At 63.0% G+C, this 18156-nt stretch carries 11 protein-coding genes and 3 pseudogenes; 6 read left to right on the top strand and 8 right to left on the bottom strand.

Features of this window, described 5'->3' with window-relative positions; all coding sequences use genetic code 11:
• Nucleotides 1-5 precede the first annotated feature (5 nt).
• On the top strand, nt 6-1271 hold the full coding sequence (locus FFM81_RS10710) for an ABC transporter substrate-binding protein (RefSeq protein WP_138384290.1): 1266 nt from the start codon (nt 6-8) through the stop codon (nt 1269-1271).
• A 71-nt stretch (nt 1272-1342) separates the two neighbouring features.
• On the opposite strand, the gene FFM81_RS10705 is transcribed toward FFM81_RS10710, so the two are convergent.
• The gene (locus tag FFM81_RS10705; protein WP_138384289.1) at nt 1343-2323 is read right to left on the bottom strand and encodes a substrate-binding domain-containing protein; all 981 of its coding nucleotides are present in this window, start codon (nt 2321-2323) and stop codon (nt 1343-1345) included.
• A gap of 194 nt (nt 2324-2517) precedes the next feature.
• Between FFM81_RS10705 and FFM81_RS10700 the strand changes: the two are divergent.
• Nucleotides 2518-4334: pseudogene (locus FFM81_RS10700) on the top strand (M16 family metallopeptidase); the annotation flags it as partial.
• Nucleotides 4335-4680: 346 nt separating this feature from the next.
• Here FFM81_RS10700 and FFM81_RS10695 read toward each other — a convergent pair.
• Nucleotides 4681-5847 carry an MFS transporter gene (locus tag FFM81_RS10695; RefSeq protein WP_138384288.1) on the bottom strand — a complete coding sequence of 389 codons (1167 nt, stop codon included), beginning with the start codon at nt 5845-5847 and terminating at the stop codon, nt 4681-4683.
• Between the two features lie 131 nt (nt 5848-5978).
• On the opposite strand from FFM81_RS10695, the gene FFM81_RS10690 reads away from it, so the two are divergent.
• Together FFM81_RS10690 and FFM81_RS10685 are read left to right on the top strand one after the other, a co-directional pair.
• On the top strand, nt 5979-6890 hold the full coding sequence (locus FFM81_RS10690; protein WP_003573121.1) for an agmatinase: 912 nt from the start codon (nt 5979-5981) through the stop codon (nt 6888-6890).
• 79 nt (nt 6891-6969) lie between these two features.
• Nucleotides 6970-8477, top strand: a pseudogene (locus tag FFM81_RS10685) (winged helix-turn-helix domain-containing tetratricopeptide repeat protein).
• Here FFM81_RS10685 and FFM81_RS10680 read toward each other — a convergent pair.
• The 4 genes and pseudogenes from FFM81_RS10680 to FFM81_RS10665 all read right to left on the bottom strand — a co-directional run bounded on the left by FFM81_RS10680 (nt 8450) and on the right by FFM81_RS10665 (nt 12227).
• Nucleotides 8450-9679: an MFS transporter gene (locus tag FFM81_RS10680; RefSeq protein ID WP_097533487.1), complete on the bottom strand. Its 1230-nt coding sequence runs from the start codon at nt 9677-9679 to the stop codon at nt 8450-8452. The pseudogene FFM81_RS10685 and the gene FFM81_RS10680 overlap by 28 nt on opposite strands.
• Nucleotides 9676-10780: pseudogene (locus FFM81_RS10675) on the bottom strand (flavin monoamine oxidase family protein). The gene FFM81_RS10680 and the pseudogene FFM81_RS10675 overlap by 4 nt, the downstream one beginning before the upstream one ends.
• Nucleotides 10777-11481: a cupin domain-containing protein gene (locus tag FFM81_RS10670; protein WP_003573115.1), complete on the bottom strand. Its 705-nt coding sequence runs from the start codon at nt 11479-11481 to the stop codon at nt 10777-10779. Before FFM81_RS10670 ends, FFM81_RS10675 begins: the two are co-directional and overlap by 4 nt.
• A gap of 2 nt (nt 11482-11483) precedes the next feature.
• On the bottom strand, nt 11484-12227 hold the full coding sequence (locus FFM81_RS10665) for an SDR family oxidoreductase (RefSeq protein WP_138384287.1): 744 nt from the start codon (nt 12225-12227) through the stop codon (nt 11484-11486).
• Nucleotides 12228-12331: 104 nt separating this feature from the next.
• On the opposite strand from FFM81_RS10665, the gene FFM81_RS10660 reads away from it, so the two are divergent.
• A complete protein-coding gene (locus FFM81_RS10660; protein WP_138384392.1) occupies nt 12332-13237 on the top strand; it encodes a LysR substrate-binding domain-containing protein in 906 nt (301 codons plus the stop codon).
• A 37-nt stretch (nt 13238-13274) separates the two neighbouring features.
• Here the strand turns inward: FFM81_RS10660 and FFM81_RS10655 are convergent, their stop codons facing one another.
• Nucleotides 13275-13955, bottom strand: a complete 681-nt coding sequence (locus FFM81_RS10655) for a peroxiredoxin-like family protein (protein WP_003573110.1) — start codon at nt 13953-13955, stop codon at nt 13275-13277.
• A 69-nt stretch (nt 13956-14024) separates the two neighbouring features.
• A complete protein-coding gene (locus FFM81_RS10650) occupies nt 14025-17270 on the bottom strand; it encodes an adenylate/guanylate cyclase domain-containing protein (protein WP_097533484.1) in 3246 nt (1081 codons plus the stop codon).
• Nucleotides 17271-17569: 299 nt separating this feature from the next.
• Here FFM81_RS10650 and FFM81_RS10645 point away from each other — a divergent pair, with 299 nt between their 5' ends.
• Nucleotides 17570-18028 carry a pyridoxamine 5'-phosphate oxidase family protein gene (locus tag FFM81_RS10645; RefSeq protein ID WP_003573107.1) on the top strand — a complete coding sequence of 153 codons (459 nt, stop codon included), beginning with the start codon at nt 17570-17572 and terminating at the stop codon, nt 18026-18028.
• Nucleotides 18029-18156: the final 128 nt, after the last annotated feature.

Genomic DNA, 18156 nt, shown 5'->3' with positions numbered 1-18156 from the left:
GAGCGATGAAACATATCACCCAGCTTCTCGCCGCAGCGGCCGTCTCGATGGCAATCGCGCTTCCGGCGCATGCCGAAACGACGCTGACGGTTCATTACCCGATGCCGGGTTTCTTCAAGGACGTGATGGACACGATCTCGAAGAAATTCATGGCTGAGAACCCCGATATCAAGATCCAGTTTGCCAGCCCCTCGGCAACCTATGAAGAAGGCATCCAGACGATCCTTCGCCAGGTCGGCACCAGCGAAATGCCCGACATCACCTTCATCGGCCTGAACCGCCTGCGCATGCTCGACGAACGCGACGTCGCCGTCGACCTCGGCCCGCTCGTCAAGAAGGACGGCAACATGGCCGAGCAGGGTTTCTCCGACACGATCCTCAAGCTTGCCCAGGTCAAGGGCAAGCAGGTAGGCTTGGCTTTCGCCACCTCCAATCCGATCATGTATTACAACGCCGATCTCGTGAAGGCGGCCGGCGGCGATCCCGACAATCCGCCGAAGACCTGGGACGAGGTCATCGCCCTCGGCGGCAAGATCAAGGCGCTCGGCAACGGCGTCGACGGCATCGATTTCCGCTGGCAGGGTGACGACTGGATGTTTTCCGCACTGCTTTTCGGCGCCGGCGGCAAGATGTTGAGCGACGACGAAAGCAAGGTTGCCTTCAACGGCCCGGAAGGCGAAAAGGCCGTCGAAGTTCTGCATCGCCTCGTCACCGAGGGCGGCATGCCCGTCTTCACCAAGCCTGCCGGCGAACAGGCTTTCGCAGCCGGCAAGGTCGGTTTCGAATTCCAGACAACGGGCGCGCTGCGCAACACCATCAAGAATGTCGGCGATAAGTTCGATCTGCGCACCGCCAAGATCCCGCTGATCGATCCGGTCAACGGCCGTCTTCCCACCGGCGGCAACGCCGTCGTCATCCTGACGCATGACGCCGCCAAGCAGGATGCTGCCTGGAAGTTCGCCAAATTTGCCGCCGGCCCCTACGGCGCCTCCGTCGTCGTGCCCGGCACCGGCTATGTCCCGAACAACGAGCTTGCCGCCAAGTCGCCGGAATATCTCGGCGACTTCTACAAGCAGAACCGGCTGTTCCAGGCAGGCCTCAGCCAGATGCCGGTGATGATCCCGTGGTATGCCTTCCCGGGTTCCAACGGCGTCAAGGTCACGCAGACGATCGTCGACAATCTCTCGCGCATCGTCGACCAGTCGGCCGAGCCGAAGGAAGCGCTCGACGACGCGGCCGCCGATGTCGAGGGCATGCTGCCGCGCAGCTGATGATCCTGCCCGTCAGGGAAGAGGGTAGGGCCGCCACGCCAAGCGCGTGGCGGCCCTTTTGTTTCGAAGCTTCAGATGGCGCGCACCGTGCCACCGCGGCGAAGCGTATAGGCGACATCGAGATGGCGGGCAGGGGCGGCGTTCTCTGCCATGTCGAGCAGCAGCGAGGCGGCTGTCGCCCCCATGCTGGCATCCGGCATTTCGATTGTCGTCAGCGGCGGATCGATCAGCCGGCCGATGGCGATGCCGTCGAAGCCGGCGACCGAAACATCCCCCGGCACCGACAGCCCCTCGCGCTTCAGCGCGCCGATGACGCCGAGCGCCAGAAGGTCGTTGGAGGCGATGATCGCCGTCGGCGCAAGCGAGGTCATCGCAGTGCCGAGATCGAGCTGGTCATAGCCGCCGACGAAGGGGATCTGCACGGCGTCGAGCGGTGTCAGTCCGTTCTCCGCCATGGCGTCGAGATAACCCCGGTGGCGAAGGCGGGCGCGGTCGGAAGCGGCGAAATTGCCGGAGAGGAAGAGAATGAGGCGATGCCCCATGCCAATCAGGAAGGTGGCGATCTCGCGGCCGGCGCCGCGATTGTCGGCGGTGACGGCCGCCGGAAACTGCGCGGTCGGCAGGTTGTTGAGCAGCACGGTCGGCGGCAGCCCGGCCAACAGCGCCTCGCTGGTCGAGGGATCGCAGACGGTCAGGATCAGCCCGGTTGGCCGGTCGTTCAGAAGTGCTGCGACGGCATCGGCCTCGCGCCCCGGATCGTAATTCGACTGGGCGATCAACACGCCATGGCCGGCCACCAGCATGCGGTTCTGGATGCTCGACAGCGACGAGGCAAAGACCGGATTGGTGATGCTTGGAATCAGCACGCCGACCACCGGCCTGCGCCCGATCCGCCCGGCGGAGAGGCCGGCCGGGCGATAGCCGAGTTCTGCGGCGGCGCGGCGCACCTTGCGCACCATCAGCTCGCTCGCCGGTCCATTGCGGTTGAGGACCCGGCTTGCCGTTGCCAGCGAGCATCCGGCCCGGAATGCGACCTGCTGCAATGTCGCCATCGAAAACGCCTCCTGGTGACAGATAAGGCGCAATCCCTTAGGAGCCTTCGATGACATTGGTCTGACATTGGGTGAGGCGCTAGCCGAAGTTTTCGCTTCTCGTCGTCTCGCACACAGGGAAGTTGAAGAAAAATGCAACCTGTGGAATAGTCAGATCAACGCAATCCCCCCTTCACGCTCATCCCTGGACAAGAATGTTTCACAAAATGGAATGCTCCGCCGCCTGGCGGTTTCTCGCGACGGTCGCCCTTGTCGCAAGCTTCGCGTCGTCGACCTATGCGGACACCCTGTCCACGCCCTGGCCGCAAACGCAAAGCGACCTCCAAGCCGACACCAACGTCCATTTCGGCACGCTTGCCAATGGAATGCGATTTGCGATCATGCGCAATGCCACGCCACCCGGGCAGGCAGCGATCCGCCTTCGTATCGGCTCCGGCTCGCTTGAGGAAAACGACAACCAGCAGGGCCTGGCGCATTTTCTTGAGCACATGGCCTTCAAGGGTTCGACACATGTCGCCGAAGGGGAGATTATCCGCATTCTGCAGCGCAAGGGCCTGGCCTTTGGGCCTGATACCAACGCCCATACCTCTTATGATGAGACTGTCTATGCGCTCGATCTTCCCGAGGTCGATGCCGACACGGTTTCGACGGGCCTGATGCTGATGCGGGAGACGGCGAGCGAGCTGACCCTCGATGCCGGCGCCTTCGATCGCGAACGCGGCGTCATCCTGTCGGAGGAGCGGCTGCGCGACACGCCGCAATATCGCGCCGGGCTCGGAATCATGAATTCGTTGCTCGCCGGCCGGCGCGCGACCATGCGCGCGCCGATCGGCAAAACCGACATCATCAGCAATGCCCCCGTGGATATTGTCCGTGATTACTACCGGGCCAATTACCGGCCCGAGCGGGCAACGCTGATGGTTGTGGGCGATATCGACCCCGCGGCCATGGAAATCGAAATCCGGCAACGCTTCGGCGACTGGAAGGCCGTGGGGCCGCCGCCTGCAAAACCGGATCCTGGCACATTGGAGACGAAAGGCGAAAGCGCGGACGTCCTCGTCGTTCCCGGCGGCATGACCAGCATACAGATCGCCTGGACGCGTCCCTATGACGCCGCGCCCGACACGTTCGCCAAGCGCCGCGCCGGGTTTATCGAAGATCTCGGCCTGTTGGTGCTCAAGCGTCGGGTGAGCACCATCGCCAGCAAGGCGGACGCCCCTTTCATCAGTGCCGGCGTCGGCTCCCAGAATCTGCTCGATTCCGCGCATGTCGTCCTGATCGCGGCGAATTCCGAGCCGGATAAATGGCAGGCGGCGCTCAAGACCATTGATCAGGAACAGCGGCGTATCCAGGAATTCGGCGTTGCGCAGGCAGAGATCGATCGCGAAATCCTCGAATACCGCTCTGCCCTCCAGGCTGCCGCAGCTGGCGCCGCGACGTGCACGACCACCGACATCGCTTCCATGCTGGCGAGCAGCGTCGATGACGATCAGGTTTTCACATCGCCCGCCCGTTGTCCGCCGCTAAGCCGGAAGATTTCGAGACGCTGTTCCGGCCTATGGTTTCCAACGGCCCGATCGATATCACCATCGTCGGCGACGTCACGGTGGATGGCGCAATCCGGATGACAGCTGAAACCTTCGGCGCTTTGCCGCCGCGGCCGGAGGCAGCGCCGAGCAATGATTGGGGTGACTTGCGTTTTCCGGCGGCGAACAAGACGCCCGTTTTGCTGACCCATAGCGGCAGGGCGGATAATGCGGCCGCTGCCTTCGGAGTTCCGATCGGCGATTTGCTCTCCGATCTGCCGCGGTCGTTCACGGCCAATATCGCCACCCAGATTTTCCAGAACAGGTTGATTGACCAGTTTCGTATCGCCGAAGGCGCAAGCTACGTCCTGGAGGGTGACGCAAAACTGTCACGGGAAATTCCCGGCTATGGCTACGCATTTTTCTACGTCGAAACGGAGCCGGCAAAGATCGCGCGCTTCTATGCACTTGTCGCTGAAGTCGCCAACGACCTGCGGTCGCATGGTGTCTCTTCGGACGAGTTCGCACGCGCCCGGGAACCGATCATCGAGACACTGAAGCACCAGCGGCAGAGCAACGAATATTGGATTGAATATCTGCGCGGCGCTCAGACGGATGAGCGCCGCTTAGACCGGATACGCGACAATCTCAGCGGCTACGACAAGATCACCCCCGAGGATATCCGCGAATTTGCCGCGACCTATTTCAACCCGGAAAACTTCTGGAAGATGGAAGTGCTGCCTGCGGCGGTACGATAGGCGCTTCGAATGGTATAGGTTGAACCGTCGCCAGCAAACGGAGGTCCGCTGCGAGCACAAGGAAATTCCGCGATCAGCTCCGCCGTCTCTCGGCCATCAGAGACACTGCCAGGACGCAGCTGAGCAGGCCAAGGGAGGACGGCAGCCCTTGATGTCCGATCAGTTGCATCGCCGATCCTGCCGCGGGCGAGCCCGCCATGCCGCCGACGCCCCAAGCCAAAGCGAAGGCGGCGTTGCCGGCGATCAGGGCCTTGCCGGTAAAACGCTCGCCGAGCTGGATCAGCGATAGGGTGTAGATCCCGAACGAGACCCCGCCCCAGACGAAAACCAGTGGCCAGATCAGCCATGCGTCGAAGACCAACGGCAGCAGCAGGCAACCGGCAAGGCAAGCCAGGACGCAGAATGCCATGGTGGGCTTCGAGCCGAACAGTTCGGCGAGGCGACCGAGCAAGATCTGCATAACGGCATTACCGGCGATGAAACATGTGAGCAGCGAAGCGATGCGTCCCTCGGCGCTGCCGAGCGCCGCGCCATAGACTGCGAAGAGAGAAAGCAGGATCTGTTCGAAGGCGGCAGCTGTGAAAACCGCAAACAACAGCAGCGGCGCCAGCACGAGAAAGCCGCCCAGCGATGTTGCCTCGCCTTCACCAGGCATCTTTGGCACGCGTGGCGCGACGGCAATCACGATGAAACCGCAGGCGAGGAAGGCCGCGATGCCGATCACGAAGGGCGGCCAGCCCTCCGTGCCGGTGAGGCCGAGCGACAGCGGCCCGATGGCGAAGCCTGCTGAAACGATCGACGAATAAAGGCCCATGATACGGCCGCGCCGCAGCGCCGGCGTGATCGAGATCAGCCACGTCTCGCTGATCACATATAGCGGATTGGCGAAGACGCCGAGCAGCAAGCGCAGCGGCATCCAGGCCCAAACATTCTGCATTAAGCCAATCACAATCAGGGTGAGGGCGGCCAGGATCGCACACAGAATGGCCAGCCGCGCCCCGCCCAGGCGCCGCGACAGCGCCGGAATGAAGGGCGCCGATACGATGAAACCCAGCGGCGTCATCGCCGCCGACAGGCCGATCAGGCCAGATGTCGTTCCCTGCCGCTCCAGGATGAAGCTCAGCAGGGGATAGGTCAGCCCCTGCGCCACGGCGAATACCGTGACGGTCGCGATGATCCCAGCCATCGCCGCCCATGGGATGCGGGCCCTCGTCGGTGATGGGATAGTTTCGGCACTCATGCAGATGTCCTCGCTCAAGAGGATGAATTCTGCGGGAAATGGCGAGCGCCGTAATTAAGGTCTCCCAAAAAGTTCTCAAAAATTTCCAAAAGGGCTAAACAAGTCAGGATCGAACGCAGGACTATCAGGAAATGACCGCCTCACCCACTTTTCTCGGCCTTCCCAATCGCCTCGCTGATGATCGTTTGCCCCGCGCGGTGATTTTCGCGGCTGCCCACGGCACCACCTATCCCGGCAAGGACAGCAGCGGCTATGCCTTGGCCGCCGGCGCCATCCGTACTGCAAGCCAGATCGATGCCGGGCTCGTCGAGCACTGGGATTTCGATCTCGGCGGTCCGCTGTTCGGAGGCAAGCCGATCTCATGCATCGACGCCGGCGATGTCGAAACCACCATGCACGACAATATCGGCAACAGGGCTCGGATCGAGGCGAAGACGCGTGAGCTATTGGCGCTGCCGGCCATACCGATCCTGCTCGGCGGCGACTGTTCCGTGACCATTCCGTTCCTTGCCGGCTTTGCGGCGCAAGGGCCGGTCTGGGTCCTGCAGATCGACGCCCATATCGACTGGCGCGACGGGGTGCATGGCGAACAACACGGCTATTCAAGTCCGATGCGCCGAGCGAGCGAGATGCCGCATGTCGCCGGCATGGTGCAAGTCGGCCTGCGCAGTGTCGGCAGCGGGCGCACCGCCGACGTCGAAGCGGCGCAACGCTATGGCAGCTGTTTTGTGACCGCTCGCGAGGTTCATAGCCAGGGCGTCGGCGCCGCCCTCCAGCATATCCCGGACGGAGTGCAGGTCGTCGTCACCCTTGATTGCGACAGCATCGATCCGGGCATCATTCCGGGCGTGGCGGCGCGTACCCCCGGTGGCCTCACCTACACGCAGGTGATCGACCTGATCGCCGGCCTCGGCAGACGGGCGAGGATCGCGGGATTCGATCTTGTCGAGCTCTATCCTCCCGCCGACATCGCCGGCCTGTCGGCGCTCACCGCCGCGCGGGTCCTCGTCAATGCGATCGGCGCCATCGTCCGGCAGACTTGATCCTGCTTCGCACAGCGAGCCACGTGTATGGGATCACGAGCGAGTTTCATCCAAGCTTTAAAGACTCTAGGATAAGCCTATGCAGGAGTTTCATTTTGCCTTTGGTCCGTTCGTGCTTGATCCGGCTGCGGGAACGCTCCTTCGGAATGACGATCCGGTTGCCGTCGGCCATCGCGGGCTGAAGCTGCTAGCGGCGCTCGTCGGGCGCGCCGGCGAAATTCTCGGCAAGGCGGAGTTGATGGATGCGGCCTGGCCCGGCAGGGCCGTCGAGGAGGGCAACCTCACCGTCCAGATCGCGCAGCTGCGAAAGCTGCTTGGCCCGGCTGCTGACGGCCGCCAGTGGATTGCCACGGTTCCGCGCGTCGGCTACCGCTTTACCGGGGCAATGCATCAGCTCGGCGCCGTCAAGCCGAAAGCTTTGCCGCTGCCCGACCGGCCATCTATAGCTGTGCTGCCCTTCGTCAGTATCAGCAACGATCCGGAGCAGGAATTCTTCGCCGATGGGTTGACGGAGGACCTGATTACCGACCTCTCCAGGATCCCGGGCTTGTTCGTCATCGCCCGCAATTCGGCTTTTTCCTACAAGGGAAAGGCGGTCGACGTGGGAGAGATCGCCGAGGAACTCGGCGTGCGTTACCTCCTCGAAGGCAGCGCCCGACGCGCAGCAGGGCGGGTGCGCATCAATGCCAAGCTGATCGACGCCGTCAGCGGCGATCACCCATGGGCGGAACGCTTCGATCGCAGCCTCGACGATATCTTTGCCGTTCAGGACGAGGTGACGGAGAAGATCGTCGAGGCGCTGCTCGGGCGGCTGCGCGCACCACCGCCGCGCAAACGGCCAAGCAGCCTCGAGGCTTACGATCTCTGTGTGCGGGCGCGCAGGCTGATGGACGATTCCCCGCAGGCGGCTGAGGAGGCGCATCTGATGCTAACACGCGCCGTCTCCCTCGACCCCGATTATGCCGAGGCCTATCGCTGCTTGCCATGAACCACTGGATGGGATGGGTTCATAGCGGCGGGCCGACGGAATCCCGCCGTAGTCTTGCTATGGAACTGGCGCGCAAGGCTGCCGCGATCGATCCCAACGATGCCGGCTGCCGTTGGGTCCTGGCTTACCTGCTTGCTTATGATCGCGATTTCGAAAAAGCGGATGCCGAATTCGCCAAGGCGATCGAGCTCGATCCGAACGAGGCCGATACTTTTGCGGCGCTATCCGACATCACCGTCCTTGCCGGCCGGGTCGGGGAGGGGCTCGAACACATTCGCAAAGCGTTCCGGCTGAACCCGTTTCCGGCAAGCTGGTACTATCTGACGCTCGGTCAGGCGCAATATGCGGCCGGGCAATATGCTGCCGCCGTCGAGACGCTGCGCCGCGACGAGACCTATCGCACAAGCTCACGCCGTTTCCTGGCGGCAAGCCTTGCCCAGCTTGGGCGGCTCGACGAGGCTCGCGCCGAGACCGACCTCTTCCTCGTCGCGAACCCGCATTTTTCCATCCGTCACTGGGCAGAAACCGAGCCGTTCCGCGACGCTCGAACGCGCGAGCATTTCGTCGATGGCTATCGTAAGGCCGGTCTTCCCGAATGATCGCCGGGCCGCGCCGCCCGCCAGACCAGCGGAACCAGCACCAGGGCGGCGGCCGGAAGGACGATCCAGTTGATCGTCTCCCAGCCGGAGCTATGGAGAAGCGACCCGGCTGAGAAAGATGCGCAGGCGACCGTACCGAAGACCATGAAGTCGTTTGCGCCCTGCACCTTGCTGCGTTCCGCCGGCGTGTGGCAGTCGGCCACCATGGCGGTTGCTCCGATGAAGCCGAAGTTCCAGCCGATGCCGAGCAGAACCAGCGAGAGCCAGAAATGGGCGATGTCGAAGCCGGAGAGCGCGACGGCCGCCGAACTTCCGATGAGAAGCAGGCCGACGGCCGCGACGCGTTCCTTGCCGAAGCGCACCATCAGGCGGCCGGTAACGAAGCTCGGGGCATACATGGCGAGAATATGCCATTGGATGCCCAATGCCGCCTGGTCGATCGAGTGACCATGCCCGACCATGGCGATCGGCGACGCCGTCATGACGAAGGTCATCAGCCCGTAGGATACGACACCGGTTGCCATGGCAAGGAGATAGCGCGGGGATGTCAGGATCTGGAAAAGGGGCCGCTCCGGCGCGCTTTCCGATGCATGAGCCGGCGGCGGCGTCGATGTGCGAAGCATGAGCAGCACCGGAAATGCCACGGCTGCAAGGACGGCCTGACTGAAGAAGCTTCCGGCGAAGGGCGTTCCCGGAAGCGCATCGCGGGTCCAAATTACCAGTTGCGGGCCTATGATCGCTGCGATCAGGCCACCGACCATGACGCGGGCGATCGCCTTCTGGCTCTGCGCCGCGGTGGTATTGTCAGTCGCGGCAAACCGGTAGCTTTGTACGTAGGAGGAATAGAAGCCTGCGAGACAGGTGCCCAGGCAGAACACAAAAAAGCTGGAGAGCATAATCCCCAGCGCAGCGATCAAGCCCGAAACCACGCCGATCACCGAGCCCAGCAGATATCCGGACTTGCGTCCGAACCGACGCATCACCCAGGCGGCAGGCAGGGTCCCGAGCGCCAGCCCAAGGCTGAGAAGGCTGACGGGAAGCGTGACCAGATCGGGATCGGTCGACAGATGCTGCCCGACCAGACCGCCGAGCGAGACGATGATCGGAGCATTAGCGCCACCGAAGGCCTGTGCAACCGTCAGGACCCAGGAGTTGCGCTTTGCGGCTGCCGGGTCGGCCGAGGCTTGATGCATCACGTTCATCTGGAATCCATCTTCGACAGGATGTCGGCGACCGCGCGACCGGCAGCGACGACTGCGCCGGCGAGATAACCAGGTTCGGAAGGACTTGTCTCGCTTCCCGCCAGGATGAGGCGGTCCTTCCACAGGCCAGACACCCATTGCGAGTTTCCCGGCAGCGGATGCCCGCCGCCCACACGGTCGGCGGCGGTGGCTGTCAGCGGATCGGCCGCCCAGTCCTTCAGCAGAACCGCTCGAGGCTTGAGGGCCGCTGAGCCGAACAATTTGGAGAGTTGTGCCAGGCAGGCTTGTTTCAAAGTCTCCTCGCCGAGCGCAGCGCGCTGATCTGCGCCGACACCTGGGAAGCCGAAGAGGGCGGCCTTGCCCGAGGCGGTCGTCGCGTCATGGATTTCCACCAGCGGTCCCACCATGCTCTGCGCGGTGCCCGACAAGCCGGCTGTTCGCCAGAATGGTTCGTCGTAGACGGCAAAAAACTTCGCGTGCGGAGCCATCCATGTGGCGGTGTCGCGCCAGCAGGCGGCGGTTGCCTTATCCTGCTCCGGGCTGAAGCTGACGGTCGCTTCCAGCAGCCGGGGCGGGAGGGCCGCGACAACTTGCTCCGCCTGGAGGATGTCGCTGCTTCCCCGGCCTGTTTTGACGGTAAGTTCAATCCCGGTGTCGGACAGCGACATCGCCGTCACCGTCGCATCGCAGAGGATCCGGTCGGGCGGGAACGTCGCGCGCCAATGCACGCACCACCGATGCCATGCCGCCGGAAAGCCGCATCGACTGCTGGTCCGCCATTATGGGTTGGTAGCGCTGCGGCGTCTCCCGGGACATCCTTTCGATGATCACGTCGCCCTCACTGTTTTGTGCGAAGGAATGGAGGCTGAGTTCGCCGATCAGCGTCTCCATCGGCGGCTGCATCTGCGGCCAGTACCAGGACGGGCCGAGGTCGAAGCCGTCTTCTGCCGGCATGCCGGCTTCATCGGCCGTCAGAATGCGGCCGCCCAGCCGATGCCGTGCTTCGAGAACGATCACGTCGATACCCGAAGCGTGGAGCGTGCGTGCCGCATAAAGGCCGGCGAGGCCGGCACCGACGACGGCTACGCTGCATGCTTTCATCTCGCCGGTCCTTCATCTTCTGCCTGGTCGAAGCTGCAGACGTCGTCGTGAAGCAGACGGGCCGCCTTGTGCCAGACCTTTGCGCCACGATCTCCAACCCGTGCGCGGAACATTTGGCCCTGGGGAAGGCGTAGCCAGCTCCAGCGTTCAAGTGTATCGCCGGCCTCGGTCAGGGAGCCGTCGATCACCAGCAGCTCAAGTCCTTGGGGATTGGCGAACTCGATGTCGGCATTCGCTCGCCAGTCCTCGAGCATTACACGCTCGTATGCTCCCTCGAAGAGGGTCGTCGACGACGTGACTGTATCGCTAAGCCCGCCGCTCCGGCCTTCGCCGGGCAGGCGGACGATCCGTTCCCGGTCGCCTTGCTTGAACTGCCAGAGCTTGACGAAGATCACGCATCCGTCCCCGCTTCCGGGTGCATGCCCGGTTCCGGGAGGGTTTCTGACGTAGCTGCCGGCCGGGAAGTCGCCGCTCTCGTCCTGGAAGACGCCGTCCAGAACGAGAAACTCTTCACCGCCTGGATGTTCGTGATGCGGGAACCGGCTGCCGGCCGCATAGCGCACGATCGAGGTGGCGCGGGCCTTTTCACCGCCGATGCGGAACAGCATGCGCCGATCCACGCCTTTCGCGGGGCTCGGCATCCACTCGAGCCGGCCGGCATGAGCTAGGGCGCGCCGGGAGAAGTCGTCATTGAGCAACATGGTCAAAGCTCCGATCTGCCGCCGTCGACGACGATCTCCGCACCGAGCATATAGCTCGACGCGTCGCTGGCAAGGAAGCAAACCGCGGCTGCGATCTCCTCCGGCCTGCCCATGCGCCCGATCGGCACCTGTGCGCCGACCCGCTCTGCATAGGCGCGAAACTCTTCCTCGGTCTGGTGCTTTCCGCGGTGAATAGGTGTCTCGATCGAGCCCGGGCTGACGGCGTTCACCCGTATCCTGCGGTCGATCAGTTCGGCCGACATCGTCCGCGCGAAGGAGCGAACGGCCGCCTTGGAAGCCGAAAGGATCGCCCGTCCCGGCGTGCCGACCTGGTTCAGCCAGGAGGTGTTCAGAATGATCGAGCCACCCTCGCGCATCAAGGGCAGCACGGCCTGGACCGTGAAGAAGACGCCCTTCACATTCGCATCCATGATCTTATCGTAGGTCTCTTCATCCGTGGTTGCGAGCGGCGTACCAAGCGCCACGCCGGCATTTGCGAAAACGATGTCCAGCGACCCGAACGTGTCCTCAAGCTCTGTTCGCATGCGCTTCAGGTCATCAAGCGAGGATATATCGGCACGGATCGCAACGACACCGCCGCCCAAATCATCCACAGCGTTGTCGAGCTTCTCCTGCGATCGGCCGGCAATGGCCACCCGCGCATCGCCATTGCGCAACTGTCTTGCAGCCGCGAGACCGATCCCGCTCGAGCCGCCTGTGATCAATGCCGTCTTTCCCTGAAACATTATCCTGGAACCTCTTTGTCTTTCCTCCAGGGTAGCTCACGCGATTGCATTGGCGAGGAAAACCGGGCATACCGCAAAGAAAGAAAATCTTTGTCGTGAGCGAAATGCGAGACCTGACTAGATTGAAGTCCCTGCAGGCGCTGGAGGCTTCCGCGAGACATGGCAGCTTTGTCGGAGCGGCAGCCGAGCTGGATGTCACGCCCCCTGCCGTCGGGCAGCTCGTGCGTTCACTGGAGGATTGGGTCGGCTATCCGCTGTTTAGGAGGAGCCGTTCCGGCGCCGAAAGGCTGACGCCGGTCGACGAGGCGCAGGACGCGCTGGATGATATCGCGGAAGGGCTCGACCTTCTCGAAACCGGGCTGCGGAAGCTTCGAGGCAGGAAAGCCCGGTCGGTCGTGGTGGTCACGGCGTCCCAGGCGCTGGTTGCCAACTGGCTGCTTGCAAGATTGGACGACTTCTCGACGAACTACCCGACGATCGATGTCCGGCTTGATGTGTCGGACAGGGTCATCGATCTGGCCCAAGGTGAGGCCGATGTCGGCATACGCTGCGGCCTTGGTTCCTGGAAGGGTGTGAAATCGACATTCCTGATGAGCGAGGAGATTATCGCGGTTTGCCACAATCGGCTGCTGCCCGTGGATCGGGACGTGACCGCCGGGTGGATCGTCGATCAGACGCTGATCCATGACGGCACGCCGCACCCGGGCGGCGACTTTCCGACATGGGCCGAATGGCTGGCGAGATCCGGTGCAAACCAGGTTCCATCGGAATGCGGGCTGAGGATCAACTCCACGGCGGCGGTGATCCAGGCTGCCGTTGCGGCGAGGGGCGTCGCCCTCGTACGCAAGGCGCTCGTGGCACAGGAACTCGACAGCGGAAGGCTCGTTCACCTATTGCCTAATGTCCGCTGGCCGGTGAAGTGGGCGTATTACATCGTTGCTGCGCCAAAGGCGTTGCGTCGATACGAGATTGCGGCGTTTCACGACTGGCTGGTCGCGCGCCCGAGATAGGTGCCGAGGAATGATCCCGAACGAATGATCGCGCGCTTCAAACGGCCATATTCGACGCTGCCGACATCACCTCCCGGGGCGCGGGACCGCCGAACATATGACGGCCACCGTCCTCGACTTCGGTGAAACACCAGCGCACGACACCATCGCGATCGAGGAGGAATTCGCCGACAAGCTGACCATGACCGGTCGCGATCATCTGCGTGTCATCCTCGGTGAATTCATAACCATCGGCCTTGTCGAGATATTCCACCGCCGCCATCACGCCCATGGGCGCCGGAAGCTCACCCGGCATGTCGATCTGCATCGATGACACCGTGCTCATGCTGACTTTGTGCGGCCAGTCGTTCTCGTCTTCCGTGAACTGAAGATTCGGCAGGCCGAAGGCCTTGTGCGAGACACGTTCCGGATCGGAGGCGGCCAGCAGATTGGGAAGCGGATGGTAGCGGAAATAGAGGCGGGCGCGGTCGATCGGCGTATTGACGACGGTCAGGCTGTCGATGCCTTTCTCCTGCAATGCATCGGTCAGTTCGGCCATGGCGGCGATCTGCCGTCGGCAGAAGGGGCAATGCAGCCCGCGGAACAAGCCGACGAGCACCGGCTTCTGGCCGCGAAAATCGTCGATGGCGATCTTGCCCTGCCGGGTGATCGCATCCAGCACCACGTTCGGCGCCCGATCTCCAGGCTGCAACGGTCTTTCCGAGTGGTTCTCCTGCATGTTTAGTTCCTCCTCTTATCCATTTGACGTGATTGAACTAACCCATCTCCAGCGGTTGCCCTGAGAGGGTCAGTCGAGAAACGGCAAGACGACGAGCGTGCCTGGATCAAGGTTGTGGCGGATGCACACATCCTGCGCCAGCGTGAAATACCGTTCCGCCTCGTCCATGTTGTCATGCTCGAGGCTCAGCGTCGCTAATCCATCATAACACGGAAAGAGCAGTTGCGGTTCGTCAATTTCCTTTGCAACCTCAAGGGCTTCCTCGTAATACTTACGGGCTAGGTTCGGCTGTCCGTGGCATTGATGAATCTGCCCGAGGACGATCAGCGGTACCGAGAGATGGTCGCGCTGGTCGAGCGCCCGGTCGATTTCGACCGCCTTTTCCGCTGCCGGCACACCTTCGGCAGCGCAGCGATCGGTAAAGGTGCAGCAGGAAACCGCAAGGTTGGCGAGAAGGCGCGCCTGGAAGCCGAGGTCACCGATGCGGGTTGCCACCTCCAGGCCGCGCCGGCAGATCTTGATGGCACTGGCCGGATCGACGATCGTGTAGAGCACACCGAGATTGGAATAGGCGCGGCAGGCGGCACTTTGCAGATCGGCCTTTTCAGCGACCGAAAGGCTGCGCTCGACTTCCTGCACGGCATCGCGGCGGCGCCCGAGCCGGGCAAGCGCTGCACCCTTGGTATTCAGCGCCTCCGCCATTGCGCGCGCCGCCTCCCGCCCGGCCTCGGTCGTTCCGTCGATCGGTAGTGTTTGCAGGCATTGCAGCGCCTGCGTCGCCCACTCGGCGGCCGCAGCCTGATCGCCCATGCGGAAGGCCAGATGGCCGCGCTCCTGCAGGAGATGCGCATGTTCGACCGGCGCATCGATTGTCGCGATCATCGCCTCGGCCGCAGCGCAATGGGTCTCCGCCTGGTCGCGGCGTCCTGCATCGAGATGCAGACGGCCAGTCTTTCGCAATATCCTCGCTGCGGCAATCCGGTCGTCTTTGGCGCGATGGATCGCAAGCGCCTGCTGATAGTGGTTCAGGGCATCGTCGCGGCGGCCGGCAGGAGCGCAGAGGTCGCCAAGACGCTCCAACAGCGCCAATTGCTCCGCCGTCGCCTCCGGCTCATTGGCGAAGGCCGCAAGGGCCTGCCGGTAAAGGCGCATGGCATCGTCATTGGCGTAGGTCTTGCGTGCCAGATCGCCCGCAGCCATCAGATAGCCGGCGCCTTTGGCCTTTTCGGTGGTCAGGCTGAAGTGATGGCCGAGTTGCGCCAGATGCTCGGGCCGCTCGGGTGCCAGGCCATATTGGCGTTCCAGAACCCGGCCGATCCGAAGATGCAGTTCCATGCGCCGTTGCAGCAGCAGATTGTGATAGATGACGTCGTGCATCAGGGTCTGGCTGAAGCGATAGCCTGGGGCGCTCCCGGCATCCGGCCCGCGCAATTCCTCGATGATGTCGGCATCGCAGAGGTAATCCAGCGCCGCATCGACGGCGGCTGGGTCGAAAGTGACTGTGCGGAGCAGGGCGGTATCGAATTTCGGCCCGACGACGGCTGCCTCCTGCGCCAAGCGTCTCATCTCCTGCGGCAGACGATCGACACGGGCAAGCAACAGGGCTTGCAAGTTGACGGGTATGTCGACGTCCGTGTCTTCGGCGGCGAGGTGCCAGCGCTGACCATCATTGTGCAACGTGCCCCTGTCGATCAGGACCCGGAGGATTTCTTCGATGAAGAGCGGATTGCCGCCGGCCCGGTCGAGGATGCGTTTGCGCATCGTGACTGGCAGCTTGCCGTGACCCTCGCCGAAAAAGGCAGCGAGCAGCTTCTGGCCATCGGCCGCAAACAGCGGGTCAAGACGTTGCACGGTAACGTTGACGCGATCGGAGTTCAGCGGATCGGTCTGCGATGTCGGCCGGTAGATCGCCAGCAGCATCAGCCGGCTGCGCTCCAGCCGATCCATCATGAAGCGGAGCACCTCAAGCGAGGCGGCGTCCGCCCAGTGCAGATCCTCGATGACCAGCAGCAGCGGACCTTGCGCCAGCCGCCGCTCGAAGACGGTGCGCACCGCATAGAAGATCTGTCGCCGCAACTGTTCCGGCTCGATGTGCCGCAACGCCCCATCGGGATCGCCGAGGCCGAGCACATGCAGAAACAGCGGCAGAAGCCCCTCGACATCCTCCTGGGTGAGATCGAGTGCGCGGAATCCTGTTGTCAGCATTTGCCGCGTCCTGTCGAGATCATCCCGCTCGCCGATGCCGTAAGCGCTGCGCACGACCGCGGCGAGCGTGCCGTAGGATTGTTCGCCGAGTGGCGAGCAAGTCGCTTTGCGGATGGCAAGGCCGGGGAAACGGGCCGCATCGCCGGCGGTTCCGACGAATTCGTTGACCAATCGCGATTTGCCGATACCGGCTTCGCCGATCAGGCGGACGAGCTGCGCTGCACCGCCGCAGGCGAGATCGAGGCAGGTCAGCAGCCGCGACATCTCGCCGTCCCGTCCGATCATCGGCGCCTGAAGGCCGAAACTTTCCAGCCCGCGCGCCGTATGCGGCGCTTCCAGCAGCCCTGTTAGCCGATGGACGAGAACGTTTCCGCTTTTGCCGCGCAAGGTCTGTGCGCCGAGACTGTCGAAGGCAAAGGCATGGCGGGTGAGGCGATAGGTCAGCGGCCCGACGAGGATATCGTTTTCGCCCGCCATCGATTGCAGCCGTTGGGCGGTGTTCACCGTGTCGCCGGTCACCGAATAGGATTTTGTGTTGACGGCACCGAAGCCGCCGGTGACGACGGGTCCGCTATTGATGCCGATATGCAGACGCAACGGCACGCCGGCGCGGGCGTTCCAGCGCTCGCCGACCTCGGTGGCCCGACGGATCATATCGAGCGCGGCCCCGAGCGCCCGGACCGGATCGTCTTCATGGGCAACCGGCGCGCCGAACAGCGCCAGCAGCGCATCGCCGACGAACTTGTCGACGAAGCCGCCATAGGCCTCTACCGCCTGCGTCATCTCCTCGAACAATTCGTTCTGCAGCACACGCATGATTTCGGGGTCGATCTGCTCGCTCAGCGTCGTGAAGCCACAGAGATCGGCAAACAGCACCGTCACCGGCCGCCGATCGGCATCGCTGTCCGATTTCTGCGGCACTACCTCGATGCTTGGCTTCGGCGCAGGCGGGGCTTTGCCTGAGATCGACGCGCCGCATCTCGGACAGAAGGCAAAATCCGGCTGACAGGCGCAGCCGCAAGCAGCGCAGGAGAGGGGCTGCCTTGCGCCGCACCGCGGGCAGAAGGCAAAACCACTCTGAATATCGAAACTGCAGCCGGCGCACTCCATCGCACGCGTCCCACGAAGGCCCGATGTGTCACGGCGATTTCGACCGCAACCAGCGGGCTTTAAACAGGGGCAGCATGAACCTGCCGCGTGGGGCCTGCAAGCCCTAAACAGAACGGCTTGCATGCTGCCACTTCCGAAAGCGCTACTGCCTAAGTTACCTGACGCCCGGTGCAGGAGCGGAAAGCAGTTGGTGTCCGGAGAGGCGCCTCGGGCAATGAAATTGCGCATTGATTAAGATCAAAGCGGATTGAGCGTAAAAGCGCGAGCCTGCTATGTCGTCATGGAGGAGGGAGCCACCGATGAGCTACATCCTGAAAGACCTGACCCCGGCGGAATGCTCCGCCGTTCTCGAGCAGTCCCGATTTGGCCATCTGGCCTGTTGCAAAGATGGCCGACCCTACGTGGTCCCGATCTATTTCGCCTACGCAAAGACCACGATCTATAGTTTTTCAATGCCGGGCAGAAAGGTCGACTGGATGCGCGCGAACGAAAATGTCTGTCTGCAAATCGACCGGCGCGGCACAGGCAAGGGTTGGACGAGTGTCGTCGTCGATGGGAGGTTCGAGGAGTTCCCGGATACAGACCGTTGGCGCAGTGAGAGGCTGCAGGCCTGGTCGTTGCTGCAAAAACACTTCGATTGGTGGGAAATCGGCGCGTTGAAGCTGCAGGAACAACCGACGGGCTCGGTCTCCGAACATATATTTTACGGCATAGTCGCCCGGGAGGTGAGCGGTCGAACGGCGCTCTCGGTTGACTGAGACTGTCGCCAGGGAAGGGTGCCCGGACGATCCCGGGCGATTTGTTCAGGGGCGAGAAACAGCGGAATTTGAGTTTGCCTTCGACCATCGATCGCACAACGCCGCCGAAAAGACGCTGCTGCAGCCGA

It is taken from the genome of Rhizobium hidalgonense, assembly GCF_005862185.2.
Taxonomy (GTDB): Bacteria; Pseudomonadota; Alphaproteobacteria; order Rhizobiales; family Rhizobiaceae; genus Rhizobium; species Rhizobium hidalgonense.
The sequence above is the reverse complement of the archived record's forward strand: the minus strand, read 5'-3'. Positions and strand labels throughout refer to the sequence as shown.